This is a genomic window from Paenibacillus pasadenensis DSM 19293 (genome assembly GCF_000422485.1).
In the GTDB taxonomy this organism is placed as follows: Bacteria; Bacillota; Bacilli; order Paenibacillales; family Paenibacillaceae; genus Paenibacillus_O; species Paenibacillus_O pasadenensis.
The window spans coordinates 37545-54060 of record NZ_KE383856.1 but is presented as its reverse complement, the minus strand read 5'-3'; the positions used below and the strand labels follow the sequence as shown (position 1 = coordinate 54060).

Below are 16516 nucleotides of genomic sequence, written 5' to 3'. Positions count from 1 at the left end.
CCAAAACCGCCGGTTCATCTCCTTCCATGAATCGGCTGTAATGATAAAGAGGCGTTTGCTACAAGATATCTGTAGCATAGGCCTCTTTATTTTATTTATTTTCGTATTTCCGCATGAAAGCGTTGACAAAGCCCGTTTTCAGCTTTATATTCGGCTTAAAGGTACATATTTCGTGTAATAAAACATAATTGTTGTCCTTGTGCCTTTGAGGAAGAACGATGAAAAGGGAGGCTCGACATGAACTCAAGACGTAGATGGACGACCGCTCTGCTGCTCTCGCTCGCGCTGGCGGCGAGCGCCTGCAGCGGAGGCAATGAAGGCGGCCAAGGAACCGGCGACGACGGGGGCGGCAGCGGCGACGGAAAAGGCGGCAAGGTGACGCTGTCGTCGTGGACGCTGTTCAGCGGCGGCGACGGCGACAACATGCAGGCGATGATCGACGCGTTCAACAGCGAGCATCCCGACATCAAGGTCGAGAACACGGTGCTCGAGTGGGGCGAGTATTACACGAAGCTGATTACGGCGGTCGGCAACGGCAACGGTCCCGACATCGGCATCTCCCACACGTCCCGGCTGCCCGATCTGATCAACCAGGGCGTCGTGTCCAGCATGGACGACGCGGCCGAGGCGGCCGGCATCGACTGGTCGACGTTCAACCCGAACATCCTCGGCGCGACGGTTGTGGACGGCAAGCATTATGCCGTGCCGATCGACACGCATCCGTTCGTCATGTACTACAACAAGAAGCTGCTGAAGGAAGCCGGGCTCCTCGGCGAGGACGGCAAGCCGGTGTTCGACAATACGGCCGACGGCTTCGTGCAGCTGCTGACGGCGCTGAAGGAGAAGCTGCCGAAAAACGCCATGCCGCTCGCGCTGCCGAGCGCCAACGACGACGTGTTCCGCCTCTGGTGGGCGCTGTACCATCAGCTCGGCGGCAACGACGTCATCAGCGACGACCTGAAGTCGGCCGCCCTGGACAGCGGCAAGGCGGTCCAGGCGATGCAGTACGTGCAGGACCTGTTCCACAAGCACAAGGTCATCCGCCTGAACGACCCGGACTTCGTGAAGAGCTTCCAGAGCGGCACGGCGGCGATCATCATGACGGGCGTCTGGACGACCGGCGTCTGGGAATCGACCAAGGGCCTGGAATTCGGCGCGATGCCGATTCCGAAAATCTTCGACAAGGAAGCGACCTGGGGCGACTCCCACACCGTCATCCTCCCGGTCACGAAAAAGGAGGATCCCGAGAAGCGCAAGGCGGCCGCGATCTTCGCCGACTACCTGGCGCAAAAAGGCGCCCTGTGGGCGAAGGCGGGCCATATCCCGGCGAAGCCGGCCATCTTTGACAGCGCGGAGTTCAAGGCGCTGCCGTACCGGAGCGACTACGTCTCCGTGGCGAGCACCGTCGCCTTCAACAAGCCGTCGGAGAAAAACTGGCAGATCCGCGACCTGGCGATGTTCAAGTTCCTGAACGAGGTGTGGGCGAACAAGATGAGCCCTGCCGACGCGGCCGTGAAGATCCAGGCCGAAATCGACAAGGTGCTGAAGCAATAGCCGCCTGCCGGCGGGCGATCCGGTCCGTCCGGGCTCAGCCGGCAAGCGAAGCTGCGTTTCAAGGCCGCATCCGGCGGGCGAGTCCAGGCATTCGGCCGGCTCGCCCGCCGGATGCGCGCACACAAGGAGGGGATGAAGAGTGGCAATCGGTCCAGGGGCGAAGGCGGAGCTGGCGCCTGCCGGCGCCAAGCGCAAAAGACGCTGGGCGGGCGCGCAGGCGTTCGTGTTCCTCGCGCCCTTTTTCGCCGTTTATGTGCTGTTCACGATATGGCCGATGCTCAAGGGCGTGCAGATCAGCTTTTTCAAATGGACGCTGATCCGCAAGATGGAATATGTAGGCCTCGGCAACTTCAGCAAGCTGATGCAGGATGCGGAGTTCTGGGCGTCGGTCTGGCATTCGACGATCTTCGTGCTGCTCACGACGCCGCTCATGCTGGCGCTGTCGCTCGGGCTCGCGCTGATCGCGAACCGCCATTCGCGGCTGCGCAAGCTGTACCGCATTTCCTTTTTCATGCCGAGCGTCATGTCGGTGGCCGTCGCCTCCTTCCTCGGCCTGTTCATCTTCCAGCCCTATACGGGCCTGCTGAACTCGCTCCTGCATCTGGTCCGGCTGCTGCCGGCCGAGCAGGAGATCTTCTGGCTGTCGGAGGTGTCGCTGTCGTGGATCGCGATCACGGCGCTGACGCTCTGGTGGACGGTCGGCTTCAACTTCGTGCTGTACCTCTCGGCGCTGCAGGAGATGCCGGAGGAGCTGTACGAGGCGGCGCGGCTCGACGGCGCGACGAACGGCCAGATCTTCCGCCGCATCACGCTGCCGCTGCTCGCCCCGATCACCCGCATGATCATGATGCTGCAGATCATCGCCTCGTTCAAGGTGTTCCTGCAGATCTACATCATGACGGGCGGCGGCCCGCTCGACAAGACGAGGCCGGTCATCCAGTACATCTGGCAGACCGGATTCCGCCAGAACGACCTCGGCTACGCTTCGGCGATGTCGTACGTGCTGTTTTTCATCCTGCTCGCGCTGTCGGCGCTGCAATACGGCTTCAATCGACGGAAGGAGGCGGACTAGCCGCATGAAATGGATCTATCGCATCGTGTCGCTGCTGGTCGCGGCCGTGTTCCTGCTGCCGATCCTCTGGATGCTGACCGTCTCGGTCAAAGAGGAGGGCATGCCGATCGTCACCGTGCTGGACTGGGTGAAGCCTCCCTACTCGCTCGCCGTCTACGGCGAGGTGCTGCAGGCGACGAAGCTGCCGCTGTGGGTTTGGAACAGCTTCTTCATCGCCGTCTGCGTCACCGCGCTGACGATCGTGATCGCGGCGATGGCCGGCTTCGCGCTGTCCAAGATCAAGTTCCGGATGAAGGCGGCCGTCTTTTTCGCCGTGCTGGCCGGCCTGCTCATTCCCGGCGAGGCGATCCTCATCCCGCTCTACCAGGTGGCCAAGGACATGGGCCTGCTGAACACCTACCTCGGACTCATCCTGCCTTCGCTGGCCTCGCCGATCGCCATCATCGTGCTCAAGAGCTTCTTCGACGGCGTCCCGAACGACCTGCTCGAAAGCGTGCAGATCGACGGCGGCGGCAACTGGCGGATCTTCTTCAGCATCATGCTGCCGCTCACCCGGCCGGCCGTCGCCTCGATGGCGATCCTGACGTTCATCGGCTCGTGGAACAACTTCCTCTGGCCGTTCATGTCCGTCACCGACGACAATCTGTTCACGCTGCCGATGGGCATCCCGACGCTGATGAGCCAGTACACGGTCGACTACGTCAAGCCGATGGTCATCAACACGATCTCCTCGCTGCCGATCTTCCTGCTGTTCCTCGTCTTCGAGAAGCAGATCATCAAAGGGGTCAGCCTGTCGGGCATCAAAGGATGAGCGCCTCCCTGCAGCCGCCCCGCGAGCGGGCGATCGACCGGTTCAAGGGCCTCCTCGTCATCGGCATGGTCTATGGCCATGTCCTGCAGTTCTTCAGCGATCCGGCGATCTTTCCCGCGGCCGGCCGGATCATCGACGCCGTCAACCTGATCACGTTTTCCGGCTTCGTCTTCAGCTTCGGCTACGTGTCGCGGCTGGCCTATTACGCCAAGCCGCTGCGGAGAGCCGCTCCGCGGATGCTGCTGGCCGCGCTCAAGACGCTGCTCGCCTTCTACATCTCCGGGCTGGCGTTCCGCCTCTTCATCGACCGGCGGCCGCCGGATTGGGAGACGCTGAAGCCGATCCTGCTGCTGCAGGACATGCCGGGCTGGTCGGAGTTCCTGCTGTCGTTCACCTACTTGACGCTGGCCGGCCTGATCCTGTTCGTCCCTCTGCAAAGGCTGGCGGAAAAGCCGCGGCTCGCCTTCCCGGCCGCCGCCCTGCTGCTGCTGACGACGTTCCTGCCCTACGAGGCGGTGACATCGACGCCGCTCGGACCGCTCCTCGGCACGCGGCAGTTCGCCTCGTTCCCGGTGCTGCAGTATTTCCCGTACTACTTGCTCGGCATGCTGTTCGCCCGCTGGCGCATCGGCTGGCATCCCGGCGTGCTAGCGGGCTCGCTCGCGGCCTCCGGCCTGTTCGTCTGGCTCGTCCTCGATGCAGGCGGACTGCCCGAGCGGTTCCCGCCGTCCATCGGGTGGATCGCCGGGCCGGCGCTGGCGCTGTACGGCTATTATCTGCTCTCCCGGCTGATGGAGCGCTGTCCGCGCCCGTTCGCGCCGCTCGAAGCGCTGGGCCGGAACGTGCTCTGGTGCTTGCTGTTCAGCAACCTGCTCGTCTTCTCGCTCAAAAGCATCCAGGCCGACGATCTTCCCCGCTCGCCCGCGGAAGCGCTGCGGCTGGCGCTGATCGTGCAGACCGTCGTCGGCTTCAGCATCGGGCTGATCGTCAAAGCCCCGCGCCGAAGCGGACGATGACGGGCAGAGGCGCGGGACGCCGGCCGCGCGCTGCGGCGGACGGCCAAGGGCGCGGCTGACCCTCGGACGGCGGAGCCGTCGCTCGGCTGAGCCGTCCGGCGTCCCGCAAGAGAGTTCCCGCATACGGACATTCCTTCCCGTCATAGGGTAAGCCTAGCGCGCCTATGGCGAAGAAGGAGGCCAGTCCATAGCATGAGCGTTTATGTCGCCAACAGCGGCTCCAACACCGTGTCGGCCATCGACCAGACGACGAACAGCGTCGTCGCGACGATTCCCGGCTTTTTCACCCCCCAGCAGCTGGACGCCACCCCCGACGGAACCCGCGTCTATGTCGCCAACCTGGCGAACGGGACGGTATCCGTCATCGATACCGCCGCCAACGCCATCGTCGGCACGATCGCGGTCGGAGGCGGGCCGAACGGCATCGTCATCGATCGGACCGGCGCGCGGGGCTATGTGACCAACTCGACCGACGGCACTGTCTCGGTGCTGGACCTGACGTCCGACACGGTGATCGCGACCGTTCGCGTCGGCATCAATCCGGTCGGCGTCGACGTCACGCCGAACAATCAGTTCGTCTACGTCGCCAACCAGATCTCGAACACGGTGTCCGTCATCCGCACGTCGGACTACGCGATCGTCGCCACGATCCCGGTGGACGTGACGCCGATCGGCGTGCGCGTCGCTCCGGGCGGCGCCTACGTCTATGTGACGACCCGGGCGCTCGGCGTCGTCGACATCATCTCCGTGACGAGCAATACGGTCGTCGGCACGCTGCCGACGGGCATCGCGCCGATCGGCGTGGCGACAGACGGCGTCCAGGTGTTCGTGGCGAACGAGGTGTCCGGCTCGGTCTCGGTCATCAATCCGATCTCCAACCAGCTCGTCTCGACGATCGCGACGAACGCCTTTCCGCAGTACATCGCCATCGACGCCAGCACCCGCTACCTGTATGTGAGCACGCGCACGAACGTCGTCTCGGTCATCGACCGCCAGTCGAACCGGATCGTCGCGTCCGTGCCGGTCGGCGACCAGTCCATCGGCATCGTCGTCGTGCCGAAGTTCAATCGCACTCCCGCGATCCTGGCGGAAAAAACGGTCACCGGCCTCGAATCGGTGACGGCGATGCCGGGAGATACAGTGTTCTTCCAGCTGCGCGTCACGAATATCGGCAACACGCTGCTCAGCCAGATCCAGGTGCTGGACGCGCTCGATCCGCCGGGAGCGGCGCTGCTGAACGAGACGATCGAGAGCCTCGCGCCCGGCGCCTCCATCACCCGCGAGCTGAGCTATGTCATCCCGACGCCGCCCCCGGCGTCCATCCTGGAAAATCGGCTGACGGCATCGGCGCCGCTGTCGGGCGTCTCGGCCGAAGCCGCCGCCTCCATCCTCGTCGAGACGCAGCAGCCCGGCTTGTCCGTCGTCAAGGCCGGCGACCGGACGGAAGCGGCTCCCGGCGACACCGTCATCTATACGGTCACCGTGACCAATACCGGCACGACGGACCTGACGGACATCCTCATCGCCGATCCGCTGGTCGGCTTCGACCAGACGATCAGCCTGCTTCCCGCCGGCGAGAGCTTGCAGCTGCAGTACGGCTTCGTCGTGCCGCCAGGGACGGAGGCCGGTCTCGAGCTGGTCAACACGGCGACGGCATCGGCATCGGACGGCACGAGCGCCGAGGACAGCTTCTCCGTCGTCGTCGCCGCCGTCCCTGCGCTCGCATTCGCCAAGGAAGCCGATCCCGCCACCGCCGTCGCGGGAGAGAGCATCCACTACACGTTCCGCGTCGTCAACACCGGCAACGTGCCGCTGACGGGACTCGTCATCTCCGACCCCGGCATCGGCGTCTCCTTCACGATCGACAGCCTCCAGGTCGGTGCCGCCGCCGTGCGGGAAGCCGACTTCGTCCTGCCCGAGGGGACGCGGCCCGGCCTGTTCGTCAACACGGCGACGGCGACGAGCCGGGAAGGCGTGCAGGCGAGCGCCTCCGACTCGGTCGAGATCGCGCCTACCGCCCGCATCATCCTCAACAAGTCGGCCTCTCCGACGCAGGCGGCGCCGGGAGAGACGGTCGTCTACACGATTACGGTCATCAACGCCGGAACCGCCGTGCTGACGAACGTACGGGTCCGGGATCCCTTCCTCGGCCTCGATCAGGTCGTCGACAGCCTCGTGCCGGGAGCGCGCGTCTCGTTCACGGAAACGTATACGATTCCGGAGGGCGCGCTCGCCGGCACCGTCATCCCCAATACCGCCTCCGTCGTCACCGACCAGACGCCGCTCATCGAGCAAGGCGCCACCGTGACCGTGACGGAGGTGCCCGACATCCTTCTCGTCAAGACCGTCTCGCCGGAAAGCGCGCGGCCGGGAGAGACGGTCGCCTACACGCTCGTCGTCACGAATACGGGCAACACCGTCCTGACGTCAGCGCTGATGGAGGATCCGCAGGCGCGGCTGACGCAAAACCTGCCCGATCTCGATCCGGGCGAGAGCCAAACGGGAACGGTGCTCTACGTCGTCCCCGAGGACGCGCCGGAGACGATCGTCAACGTCGCGATCGCCGAGGGAAAAAGCTCCACGGCGACCGTCAGCGACGAGGACGAGGCCGACCTGTTCGTCATCCGCGAGGCGATCGCGCTGAGCAAGATCGCCGATCGCGCCGAGGCGAGGCCGGGCGACCGGATCAACTACACGCTCGCGGTGGAGAATACCGGCAATGCCGCGCTGAGCAATCTCGTGCTGACCGACGAGGAGCTCGGCTTCACCGTCGACATCCTCGAGCTGGAGATCGGACAGTCGCTGCTGTTCACGCTCTCCTACATCGCGCCCTACGAGCCGGGCGGCACGGTCGTCGCCAATACGTCCGTCGTCTCCAACGCGTTCGTCTCGGCCGAAGCCTCCGCCGCCGTCGTCATCGCCGCAGTGCCGGGGCTGGCGCTGCGCAAGACGGCGTCCGAAACGGCCGTCGCTCCAGGCGACGTCGTCGCCTATACGATCGTCGCGACCAACACCGGCAACGTGCCGCTGCCGGACGTAGCGGTCTCCGATCCGCTGCTCGGCATCGCCACACCTCCGGCTCCGCTCGCGATCGGCGAGAGCCTGACGCTGACCGGCACCTATACGATCCCGCCCGGCACTCCGGGAGGCACGATCGTCGGGAACACGTCGACGGCGACGTCCTCCCTGACGCCTCCGGCGCAGAGCGGCGCCTCGGTCATCGTTACGCCCGCTCCGGTGCTGAACATCGCCAAGACGGCCGACCGGGCGATCGCGGCGCCCGGCGAGACGATCGCCTATACGATCGTCGTCTCCAATCCGACGACGGGGACCGTCGCCGGCGCGACCGTCGCCGACGACCTGCTCGGCTTCTCCGAGACGATCGCGAGCCTGCCCCCCGGCGGCCAGGCGACGTTCCAGGCCGTCTACGTCGTGCCGGCAGACGCGCCGGCCGGGTCGGTCATCAGCAACGTCTCCACCGTCTCCGTGCCGGGGGCGCTGACCTTCAGCGCCGAGGCGAGCGTGACGGTCGCGGCGGCGCCGGCTCTCTCGGTCGTCAAGACGCCGAGCGTCGAGAGCGCCCCGGCCGGCAGCCTGGTGACCTACGAGGTGACGCTGGTCAACACGGGCAATACGACGCTGACGAATCTCGTGCTGACCGACTCGGTGTTGTCGGCGACGGTCGTCATCCAGTATTTGCTGCCGGGCGAGTCCCAGAGCCAGCTCTTCTCGCTGAAGCTGCCGCTCGGCGTCGAGCCGGGAACGACGCTGACCAACACCGTCACCGTGCAGACGGACCAGCTGCCGCCCGCGCAGGACAGCGCCGGCGTGGTCGTCCTCCCGCCTCCGGACGTAGAGATCGTCGCTTCTCCGCTGCCCGCCTACGCGCGTCCCGGCCAGAGCGTGCCCGTGACGATCGTCGTCACGAACCGCTCGGAGACGACGCTGACGAATCTCGTCGTCATCAACGAGCTCACCGGCACGAACAGCGTCTTCCCGAGGCTCCTGCCCGGAGGCGTCATCACGCTGGAGCGCCTCGTCGCGATTCCGCCCGGGACGCGGGCCGGGACGGAATTCCCGAGCGTCGCCACCCTTGAGACGGATCAGACGCCGATCCAAACCGCGCCGATCCTCATCATCGTCCTGGCCGTCCCGGCGCTCCGGCTGGAAAAGAGCGTCAGCACGCCGCAGGCGATCGCCGGAGAGACGATCCGGTTCCGCATCCTCGGCGAGAATGTCGGCAATACGACTTTGAACGGCATCCTGACGGATCCTCTGCTCGGCATCACCGTCGGTCCCGGCACGATGCTCTACCGAGGACGGGTGCTGATCTCGCAGCCGTATGCGATTCCGGTCGAGACGGCGAACGGCACGATCATCACGAACACCGTGCGGGCCGAAAGCGTGCCGCCCGGCATCGGGACCTCCGCCTCAGCGTCGGTGCAGGTGCTGCGCGTGCTCGACGTGACCAAAAAGGCGGACGCTCGCGACAGCTACATCGGCGCCGTCCTCCGCTTCTCCGTCCATGTCGCGAACGACAGCGCCTTTACGGCAACGAACGCCGTCCTGACGGACGCGCTGCCGCCGTCGCTGGCCTTCGTGCCCGGCAGCCTCGTCGTCGGCGGCGTCCCGCAGCCGGGACGGGCGCTGTCCGGCGGCGTGCCGCTCGGCACGATCGCGCCGGGACAGCGGGTCGTCGTCGAATTCGCATCGCGCGTGCTCTCGATTCCGCGGAGCGACGCCGCCGCCGGAGATGCGGCGAGCGGCACCCTCTTCAACCAGGCTGTCGTCACGTTCGGCGTGCGCTCGCCGTCGGGCCGCGCGATTACGACGCGCGCCGTGTCCAACCGGGCGCAGGTGACGATTACGGAAGAGGAGGAATAGGCGGGCAACAAGAAAAACCAGGAAGAAGCGGAGCCGGCTCCGCTTCTTCCTGGTTTTTGGCGTTCATGCGGCCTAGGCGCATGCAAGGCAAAGCGCCTGCGAGCAAGGCGGACAAGGGAACTGGTTCCCTTGCTGCGAGTGCCGAGCCGGCCCGACGCCGGAATCGGCCTACTTGTTCGTAAAGTAGGCTGTGTCTCAAATGAAGAAGGGGCTGCTCCCGCTCGTTACGACCGAAACAGCCCCTTCTTGCGATTGGTGTTGAATATAATAGTGAATTTTTTTAAATGCTATAGGGATGCCGAAAGAGTTCTCTTCAGTCTATCTATAGGATGGACTATTTGTCTCTGTTCTTCCTATATCTAAAAATACCTATCGCTAACAGTACTGAAGAGAGAATGCATCGCCATAAAAATTCCTTGAAAATTTGAGTTTTAGGTGGCAACTCTCCAATTACACCTGTTTCCGGAACATACAATTGGGTCATTAGACTTAAAAAGGCAAATATAAACATGAGGGAAGAACTAATTATCATTACAATAGACCAAGTCTTTTTACTTATTTTTCTCAAATTTGATTCCTCCTATTTACATCCCTTCATTAATATGACATATTTAAAATATCAAAAATAAAAGGATGTGAAATTTATTGATTAAATTATATCATAAGAAAAAAATGGTTTCAATTTTTATTGGCGCTATGCTTGTTCTGAACTCTTCTATTCCAGTTGCCAAAGCAGAAGCACAACCTCCCCTCATTCAAACTAATATTGAAAGCTATTCAATTGAAACGCTCTCTGATACAAAAAACAAAGATGGCTTCTATGTCGAAACAGGACATAAAAATGTTAATTCTGTAACTAGCTTTTATAAAGTTGATAGTGTTACTCATACTAAACTTCAAACTGTTGAGGATTATTACGATTTGAACGGCGCTTTTCAGTACTCCCTTGTTTCAGAACAGGAATTTCAGAACGACTATGATACTGGAGAGGCGAATCAGACTAAATCGGAAGAGAGATTTAGTGTTAAGAAAACTGTGAGTTTTGAAAGTGAAGATAAATTGAGATTGACAGAGAAAGAACAAGAATATAATGAGTCTGTTATTAAAAATAATGTTGACATTTTAACTAATGAGATTTCCAAGAATCCGATTGTAAAAGTTAATGGATTTAAAAAAGAGGATATTGACGAGATTAAAAGAGATATTGAGGATATAAAAGAGAAGTATACTTTGGAAGTGGATCCTTCTGCTCCTTCAGGACAAAAAATTAAAATTATCCCTAAAGACGGGATTACAACGTTAGGGAGTTGTGGCACGTATTCTTGTGCTGGCGCTTATGACAATTGGTATAATTATTATTACACAACGGGTAACTTTACTGTTCAAGCGTTATCGGCTGTACCCCATAACTACATCCGCTTATCTGGAAGCACCTTGAATAGCACAAAAAATTCAACTTCACTACAGAAATTTCAAGGGTACATTGATAGTTTTGAAGATGTCATGATTGAACAAATGAAATATAATGTATGGGAAGATATTTTCACGTGGTTCTTTTCAATCGCGGGTCTTGTCTCTCTTGTGTCTGGAATTGCAGGTGGGCCAGCTGGTTGGGTGGCCATAACATTAACTGTAATTGCTGCAATTGACGTTTTCAGAGATTTTACTAGTGCAGGTTATGCCACAGGCCATAATTTAAATTTAAGTAGAGTTGCATGTCAACATCAAGAGAATGCTCGTAACATGTTGTTTAACTATCCGCAATATTTTGCTAGTGTCACATTTAGTTCGCATGTTGGTTACTAAATTCTTTAGTTCATATTAGCAATTTTTTTAATACCTATATTCACCAAAACAAAGAAGATGATCTCGACTAGAATCATCTTCTTCTTCATTTCTGTGGCATTATGGAAGAGCAGTCGAATCAACATCCCTATTGTCGATTGCCTTCACTTTCTCGTTCGCTCAGCCTTGACGATTAGCTGATTCTTGAAGCGGGCGAGCGGGGAAACTCCTTGGCCTGTATGCTTATGACCGAAAAGACGAGGAAGTTTCTGGATAGCAAGTGCCGGAGCATGTTGCGCACCATCGTTTTGATCGACGCCAGCACCCACTACCTGTATGTGAGCACGCGCACGAACGTCGTCTCGGTCATCGACCGCCAGTCGAACCGGATCGTCGCGTCCGTGCCGGTCGGCGACCAGTCCATCGGCATCGTCGACGTGCCGAAGTTCAATCGCACTCCCGCGATCCTGGCGAAAAAAACGGTCACCGGCCTCGAATCAGTGACGGCGATGCCGGGAGATACAGTGTTCTTCCAGCTGCGCGTCACGAATATCGGCAACACGCTGCTCAGCCAGATCCAGGTGCTGGACGCGCTCGATCCGCCGGGAGCGGCGCTGCTGAACGAGACGATCGAGAGCCTCGCGCCCGGCGCCTCCATCACCCGCGAGCTAAGCTATGTCATCCCGTCGCCGCCCCCGGCGTCCATCCTAGAAAATCGGCTGACGGCATCGGCGCCGCTGTCGGGCGTCTCAGCCGACGCCGCCGCCGGAGACGCGGCGAGCGGCACCCTCTTCAACCAGGCTGTCGTCACGTTCGGCGTGCGCTCGCCGTCGGGCCGCGCGATTACGACGCGCGCCGTGTCCAACCGGGCGCAGGTGACGATTACGGAAGAGGAGGAATAGGCGGGCAACAAGAAAAACCAGGAAGAAGCGGAGCCGGCTCCGCTTCTTCCTGGTTTTTGGCGTTCATGCGGCCTAGGCGCATGCAAGGCAAAGCGCCTGCGAGCAAGGCGGACAAGGGAACTGGTTCCCTTGCTGCGCGCCGATCTCTTGCCGCGCCTGCGAACAAGGGCATTTCTTCCCCTTGCTGCGCGTGCCGAGCCGGCCCGACGCCGGAATCGGCCTACTTGTTCGTAAAGTACAGCACCTGCGGCCCGGACGAGCCGCCGGTCAGGCTGAGCCGCGACGGCACCGTCTTGCCCTTCTTGCCGACCTTGAGCTCGGCGAACTGCCATGCCTGGGTGTAGTTCAGGTAGCCCGAGCTGAGCCGCTTGTTCGCCCAGCCGAGCGTATAGTGGCCCGAGCCGCCGGACGGGTTGAGGTAGACGTCGACCGTGCGCTTGCCCTCGCTCTTGTTGTCGATCTGCACGTTGAAATCGTAGATGACGCCGTAGTTGCCGCTGTTGACGACGCTCTCGCCGGTCGTCGCGTCGACGCCAGGCTCGTACTCGCCTGGCATGAAGTCGGCCCACTGGCCCGACGGCGCGGACGAGACGCGGATGAGCGCATTGCCCAGCGAGGTGTCGTAGACGAGCGTGCCCGTGCGGTCATAATGGGGGAACGTGCCCCGCACATGCTTGTCGCGCGGCAGGATCGGCTCCGCCAGCGGATCGGGACGCGCGCCGGCGTAGCCGAGCGTCGTCACCGTGACCGGCGCGCTGCCGCCGCCGGGCGCTTCGGCGCGCAGCTGCAGGAAGCCGCTCGCCGTGTACGTGACCGGCACCGCATGCGACACCCAGTAGCTCTGCCCCGGCAGCAGCACGGCGACCGGACGGCGCGAGCCGCGGTCGGCCAGGAACGCCTCGAGGCCGAGCTGGCCGGCGATGTCCGGGTAGTAATCGACCCCGGCCCCGGCTCCTTCCTCGTAGAGCTTGACCTTGTAGCCGCTCGTGTTCGTGACGGCGACGGCGACCTGCAGCTCCGCGCCGGTCTTGTTGTAGTGGTGGTAGAACACCCGGAACGAGCCGCTGACCGTATCCCGGTAAAAGCCTCCCGGAGTCGTCGGCGACTCCGGCGAATCGCTCAGGATGAGCGGTCCGCCGGCAGGCGAGAGCGCCGGCTTGCTCAAGGCGACGGCCGGCTTCAGCGTCTCGATCGGCACGATGAGGTTCGGCGTGGCCAGCGCCGCCGCCTGCAGCGAGGCCGAGCCGGACGCGCTCCCGCCTCCGAGCCCGGCGGCCGCGGAGGCGTCCCGTTCCGGCAGCGGCGTCCCGTCCGCGGCGCGCAGCGCGGCGGCGCTGCCGCCCTCCGGCTCCGCCGGACCGAGCCCCGCCTGCGGCGAGGCCATCGCCGATCCGCTTGCCAGCAGCGCTGCGGCCAGTACGGCCGGCAGCAGCTTTTTCCCGTTCCATCTTCTTCTCAACCTATCCCTCCTCCAAAATGATCATTCCCGACCCGGCGTCCCGGCATGCCTGAAGCATGCCGTCCTTCCGCTTCGCTTCGGAGCGGCCACCACCTCCTTCGAGAGTTGCGGCTGGCTTACTTCGGCGCTTCCACGACCTCCTGCGCGACCCGATCCGACCAGTGCAGCTGCACGCCATGCGCGCTCAGCCGCTCCTGGTAGCCCGTCCTCAGCGCCGCGTCGCCGTGCACCTCGCGCGGACGGCGCGAGACGTCGAGGCAGTACGCCGCGAGCAGCCCGGCCGCCTCGCCGACGTTCCACTCGGTCGGATGGAGCCGGTAGCAGCCGTTGGAGATCTGGGTGACGCCGATGTTCTTGCATGCGGGCAGCAGATTGGCCGTGCGGACCGGGATGAGCGCGCCGAGCGGAATTTCGTACGGATAGCTCGGGATGTAGAAGCTGCGATGCGTGACGGTCGTATGATGCAGGTCCAGATGGTAGCTGCCGACGCCGACGCTGTCCTCGTACCGCCGGATGCCCTCCGCGCCGCGCAGCTCCTGGCTCACGTCCGCCTCGGTCACCGTCTGCAGCGCGCGGATGCGCCGCGACTCGCGGATATAGACCGACTTGGCGAGGCCGTCCTCCGTGCCGACGATGTCGCCGCGCAGCCGCAGGCCGGGCCAGCCCTTGCCCCCGTCCAGCCGCGGCGCGTCCGTCTGCAGCCAGTACACGACGGACAGCGTCAGCTGGCGCGCGGCGTACAGCCGGTCGCGGCGCACGTCGTCCGGCACGTCCATGATGGAGCCGAGATAATAGTCGTTCTGCGCCCAGTTGAGCAGCGACTGCTCGCCGGGGTAGAGCGGGACGGCCAGATGGCGCGGGTCGATGATGCGGCGGTAGTCCCACAGCGAGGTGACGCCCTGGCCGTTCGGCAGCAGCGTGAACTCCTTCTTCTTGGTCGTATCGTTCGCGTCGGTGGCGAACCAGCTCAGCAGCGGATACGGGCTGAAAGGCGGCACGAGCCGGCTCCAGTAGCCGTACATCTCCGGCGGCCGCTCCATCGTGAAATCGGCTCCCGGCACGTACTCCATCGCGCCGACATGGGTGAACGCCTGCACGTCGTCCGGCAAAGCCTCCTCCGGCGCATGCGGCTCCCCGGTCTCGGCGCGCGACTCCGCTCCGATCCGGTATTCCGTGCCGGTCAGCGGCAGCAGCTCGCCGGTCTCCGTCGCATCGAGCACATAGGCTCCGGCGAGCTCGATCCGGCGGCTGCCGCCGCGCACGCTCACCGTCACCGAGCGCACCTCGTCCCCTTCGACCTGCGCCGAGGCGGGAGAGGCATGATAGAGCACGCGCAGCCGTCCGCTGTTCACATACGGCGCGAGCATCGCCTGCAGCACGGCGAGCGCGACGCGCGGCTCATGCGCGAGACGGCTCACCCAGCCGCTGCCGGGGTTGAGGATCGGGTTGGCCCGCGCCTGCTCGGTGAGCGGATAGCTGTCGCGGTAGTAGTCGCGGATGCGCTCGCGCAGCTCGCGGAATGACGCCGTGCAGCCCTCCGTCTCGATCCAGCGGTGCTCGTCGGGCGGCACCGCCTGCGAGGTGAGCTGACCGCCGATCCAGTCGGTCTCCTCCGTCAGGATGACGCTTTTGCCGGCGCGCGCCGCGGCCAGCGCGGCCGCCGTGCCGCCAAGGCCGCCTCCGATGATGACGATGTCCGCCTCCAGACGCTCGTCCGGACGCTTGCCGCCCCTCTGGCTTGTCGGTTCGTTCATGACGATTCCTCCTTCGTGATGCCGGGCTCAAGGCCGGCTTCGTTGCTGCTGTCGATGCCGCCTTCGTCGGCGCCGGAGCGGGCCAGGCCGCCGTCCAGCCGCTCGGCCGCCATCAGCGCCGCGCCGATGCAGCCGGCGAGCGGACCGAGCTGCGCCGGGACGACGGTCAGCCTGGCCGCGCCCTCCGCCGCCAGCGCCTCGTCCAGCAGCGGCCGCCAGGCGGCCAGCGACTCGGCTCCGCCGCCGCCGAGCACGACGGCCGCAGGATCGAGCCCCGCCTGCAGGTTGGCGAGAAAAAGCGCCAGCCGAGCCGCGTACTCCCGCATCGCATCCTGCGCCGCGCCGTCGCGCTCGAACAGCAGCCGCTCCAGCTCCGCAGGCGACAGGCCCGGCCGGCCCAAGCGACGCGCCGCGCCGTGCATCAGAGCGGAGCCGGACAGATACGTCTCCGCGCAGCCGCGGCGGCCGCAGTTGCAGGGCCGCCCGCCCGGCACGAGCACGGCGTGGCCCCATTCGCCGCCGCTCCAACCGGCGCCGCGGACAATCCGGCCGCCGACGAGATTGGCGCCGCCGACGCCGGTGCCGAGCGTCAGCAGGACGGCGTCGCTCAGGCCGCGCGCGGCCCCGAGCCGCGCCTCGCCGAGCAGCGCGGCGTTGGCGTCGTTGTCGGCGCAGGCCGGCAAGCCGAAGCTGCGCTCGGCCCAATCGGCCAGGCGCAGCCCGGTCCAGCCGGGCAGATTGGCGGTCGCGTACACGACCGCGCCGCGCTCCGCGTCGATGCGCCCGGCGCTGGCGATGCCGAGCGCGGCCGCGTCCGGGCAGCGCTCCAGCAGCTCGAGGACGAGCGCCTCCGCGGTCCGCAGCACCGCCTCCCGGCCGCGCGCCGCCTCGGTCGGGAGAGAAGCCTGCGCGAGCAGCCGCCCGCTCGGCGAGAGCACGGCTCCCTTGATGCCGGTGCCGCCGATGTCGATGCCGAGGACCGGCTTGTCTCGGGCGACGCCGGGTTGGCGGCCGTCCGCCGGGCCTTCCCGGACGACGCCGGCTCTGCGGCGTTCGTCCACGGGTCCGTCCACGGCGATGCCGATTCTGCGGCGTTCGTCCACGGCGCTGCCGGCTCTGCGGCGGCCGTCCGCCGGGCCCTCGCCGGCGATGCCGATTCTGCGGCGTTCGTCCGCCGAGCCTTCCCTGGCGACGCCGGTTTCACGGCGGCCTTCCGCCGAGCCTTCCCTGGCGATGCCGCCGCCAGCAGGGCCGACAGCTTCTTTTTCCCGGCTCATGC

General features: G+C 63.7%; 10 protein-coding genes. 7 read left to right on the top strand and 3 right to left on the bottom strand.

Going from position 1 to position 16516, the window contains the following annotated elements; all coding sequences use genetic code 11:
* Positions 1 to 237 precede the first annotated feature (237 nt).
* The 7 genes from H582_RS0121945 to H582_RS0121915 all read left to right on the top strand — a co-directional run bounded on the left by H582_RS0121945 (position 238) and on the right by H582_RS0121915 (position 12024).
* Positions 238 to 1554: an ABC transporter substrate-binding protein gene (locus tag H582_RS0121945; RefSeq protein ID WP_028600253.1), complete on the top strand. Its 1317-nt coding sequence runs from the start codon at positions 238 to 240 to the stop codon at positions 1552 to 1554.
* Between the two features lie 139 nt (positions 1555 to 1693).
* Positions 1694 to 2626, top strand: coding sequence for a carbohydrate ABC transporter permease (locus H582_RS0121940; protein WP_228551261.1), 933 nt, complete (start codon positions 1694 to 1696; stop codon positions 2624 to 2626).
* Between the two features lie 4 nt (positions 2627 to 2630).
* Positions 2631 to 3437, top strand: coding sequence for a carbohydrate ABC transporter permease (locus H582_RS0121935; protein WP_028600251.1), 807 nt, complete (start codon positions 2631 to 2633; stop codon positions 3435 to 3437).
* Positions 3434 to 4453, top strand: coding sequence for an acyltransferase family protein (locus H582_RS0121930; RefSeq protein ID WP_028600250.1), 1020 nt, complete (start codon positions 3434 to 3436; stop codon positions 4451 to 4453). Before H582_RS0121935 ends, H582_RS0121930 begins: the two co-directional genes overlap by 4 nt.
* A 192-nt stretch (positions 4454 to 4645) precedes the next feature.
* The gene (locus H582_RS0121925) at positions 4646 to 9337 is read left to right on the top strand and encodes a DUF7507 domain-containing protein (protein WP_028600249.1); all 4692 of its coding nucleotides are present in this window, start codon (positions 4646 to 4648) and stop codon (positions 9335 to 9337) included.
* Between the two features lie 645 nt (positions 9338 to 9982).
* Positions 9983 to 11143 carry an SH2 domain-containing protein gene (locus H582_RS32205; protein ID WP_127464461.1) on the top strand — a complete coding sequence of 387 codons (1161 nt, stop codon included), beginning with the start codon at positions 9983 to 9985 and terminating at the stop codon, positions 11141 to 11143.
* 269 nt (positions 11144 to 11412) lie between these two features.
* Positions 11413 to 12024, top strand: a complete 612-nt coding sequence (locus H582_RS0121915; protein ID WP_028600248.1) for a DUF7507 domain-containing protein — start codon at positions 11413 to 11415, stop codon at positions 12022 to 12024.
* 220 nt (positions 12025 to 12244) lie between these two features.
* Here H582_RS0121915 and H582_RS0121910 read toward each other — a convergent pair whose 3' ends face one another.
* The 3 genes from H582_RS0121910 to H582_RS29010 form a co-directional block, all read right to left on the bottom strand.
* A complete protein-coding gene (locus tag H582_RS0121910; protein ID WP_028600247.1) occupies positions 12245 to 13483 on the bottom strand; it encodes a hypothetical protein in 1239 nt (412 codons plus the stop codon).
* A gap of 116 nt (positions 13484 to 13599) precedes the next feature.
* On the bottom strand, positions 13600 to 15237 hold the full coding sequence (locus tag H582_RS0121905; RefSeq protein ID WP_052333538.1) for an FAD-dependent oxidoreductase: 1638 nt from the start codon (positions 15235 to 15237) through the stop codon (positions 13600 to 13602).
* A complete protein-coding gene (locus tag H582_RS29010; protein WP_052333537.1) occupies positions 15234 to 16514 on the bottom strand; it encodes an ROK family protein in 1281 nt (426 codons plus the stop codon). The genes H582_RS0121905 and H582_RS29010 overlap by 4 nt, the downstream gene beginning before the upstream one ends.
* Between the last annotated feature and the right edge of the window lie 2 nt (positions 16515 to 16516).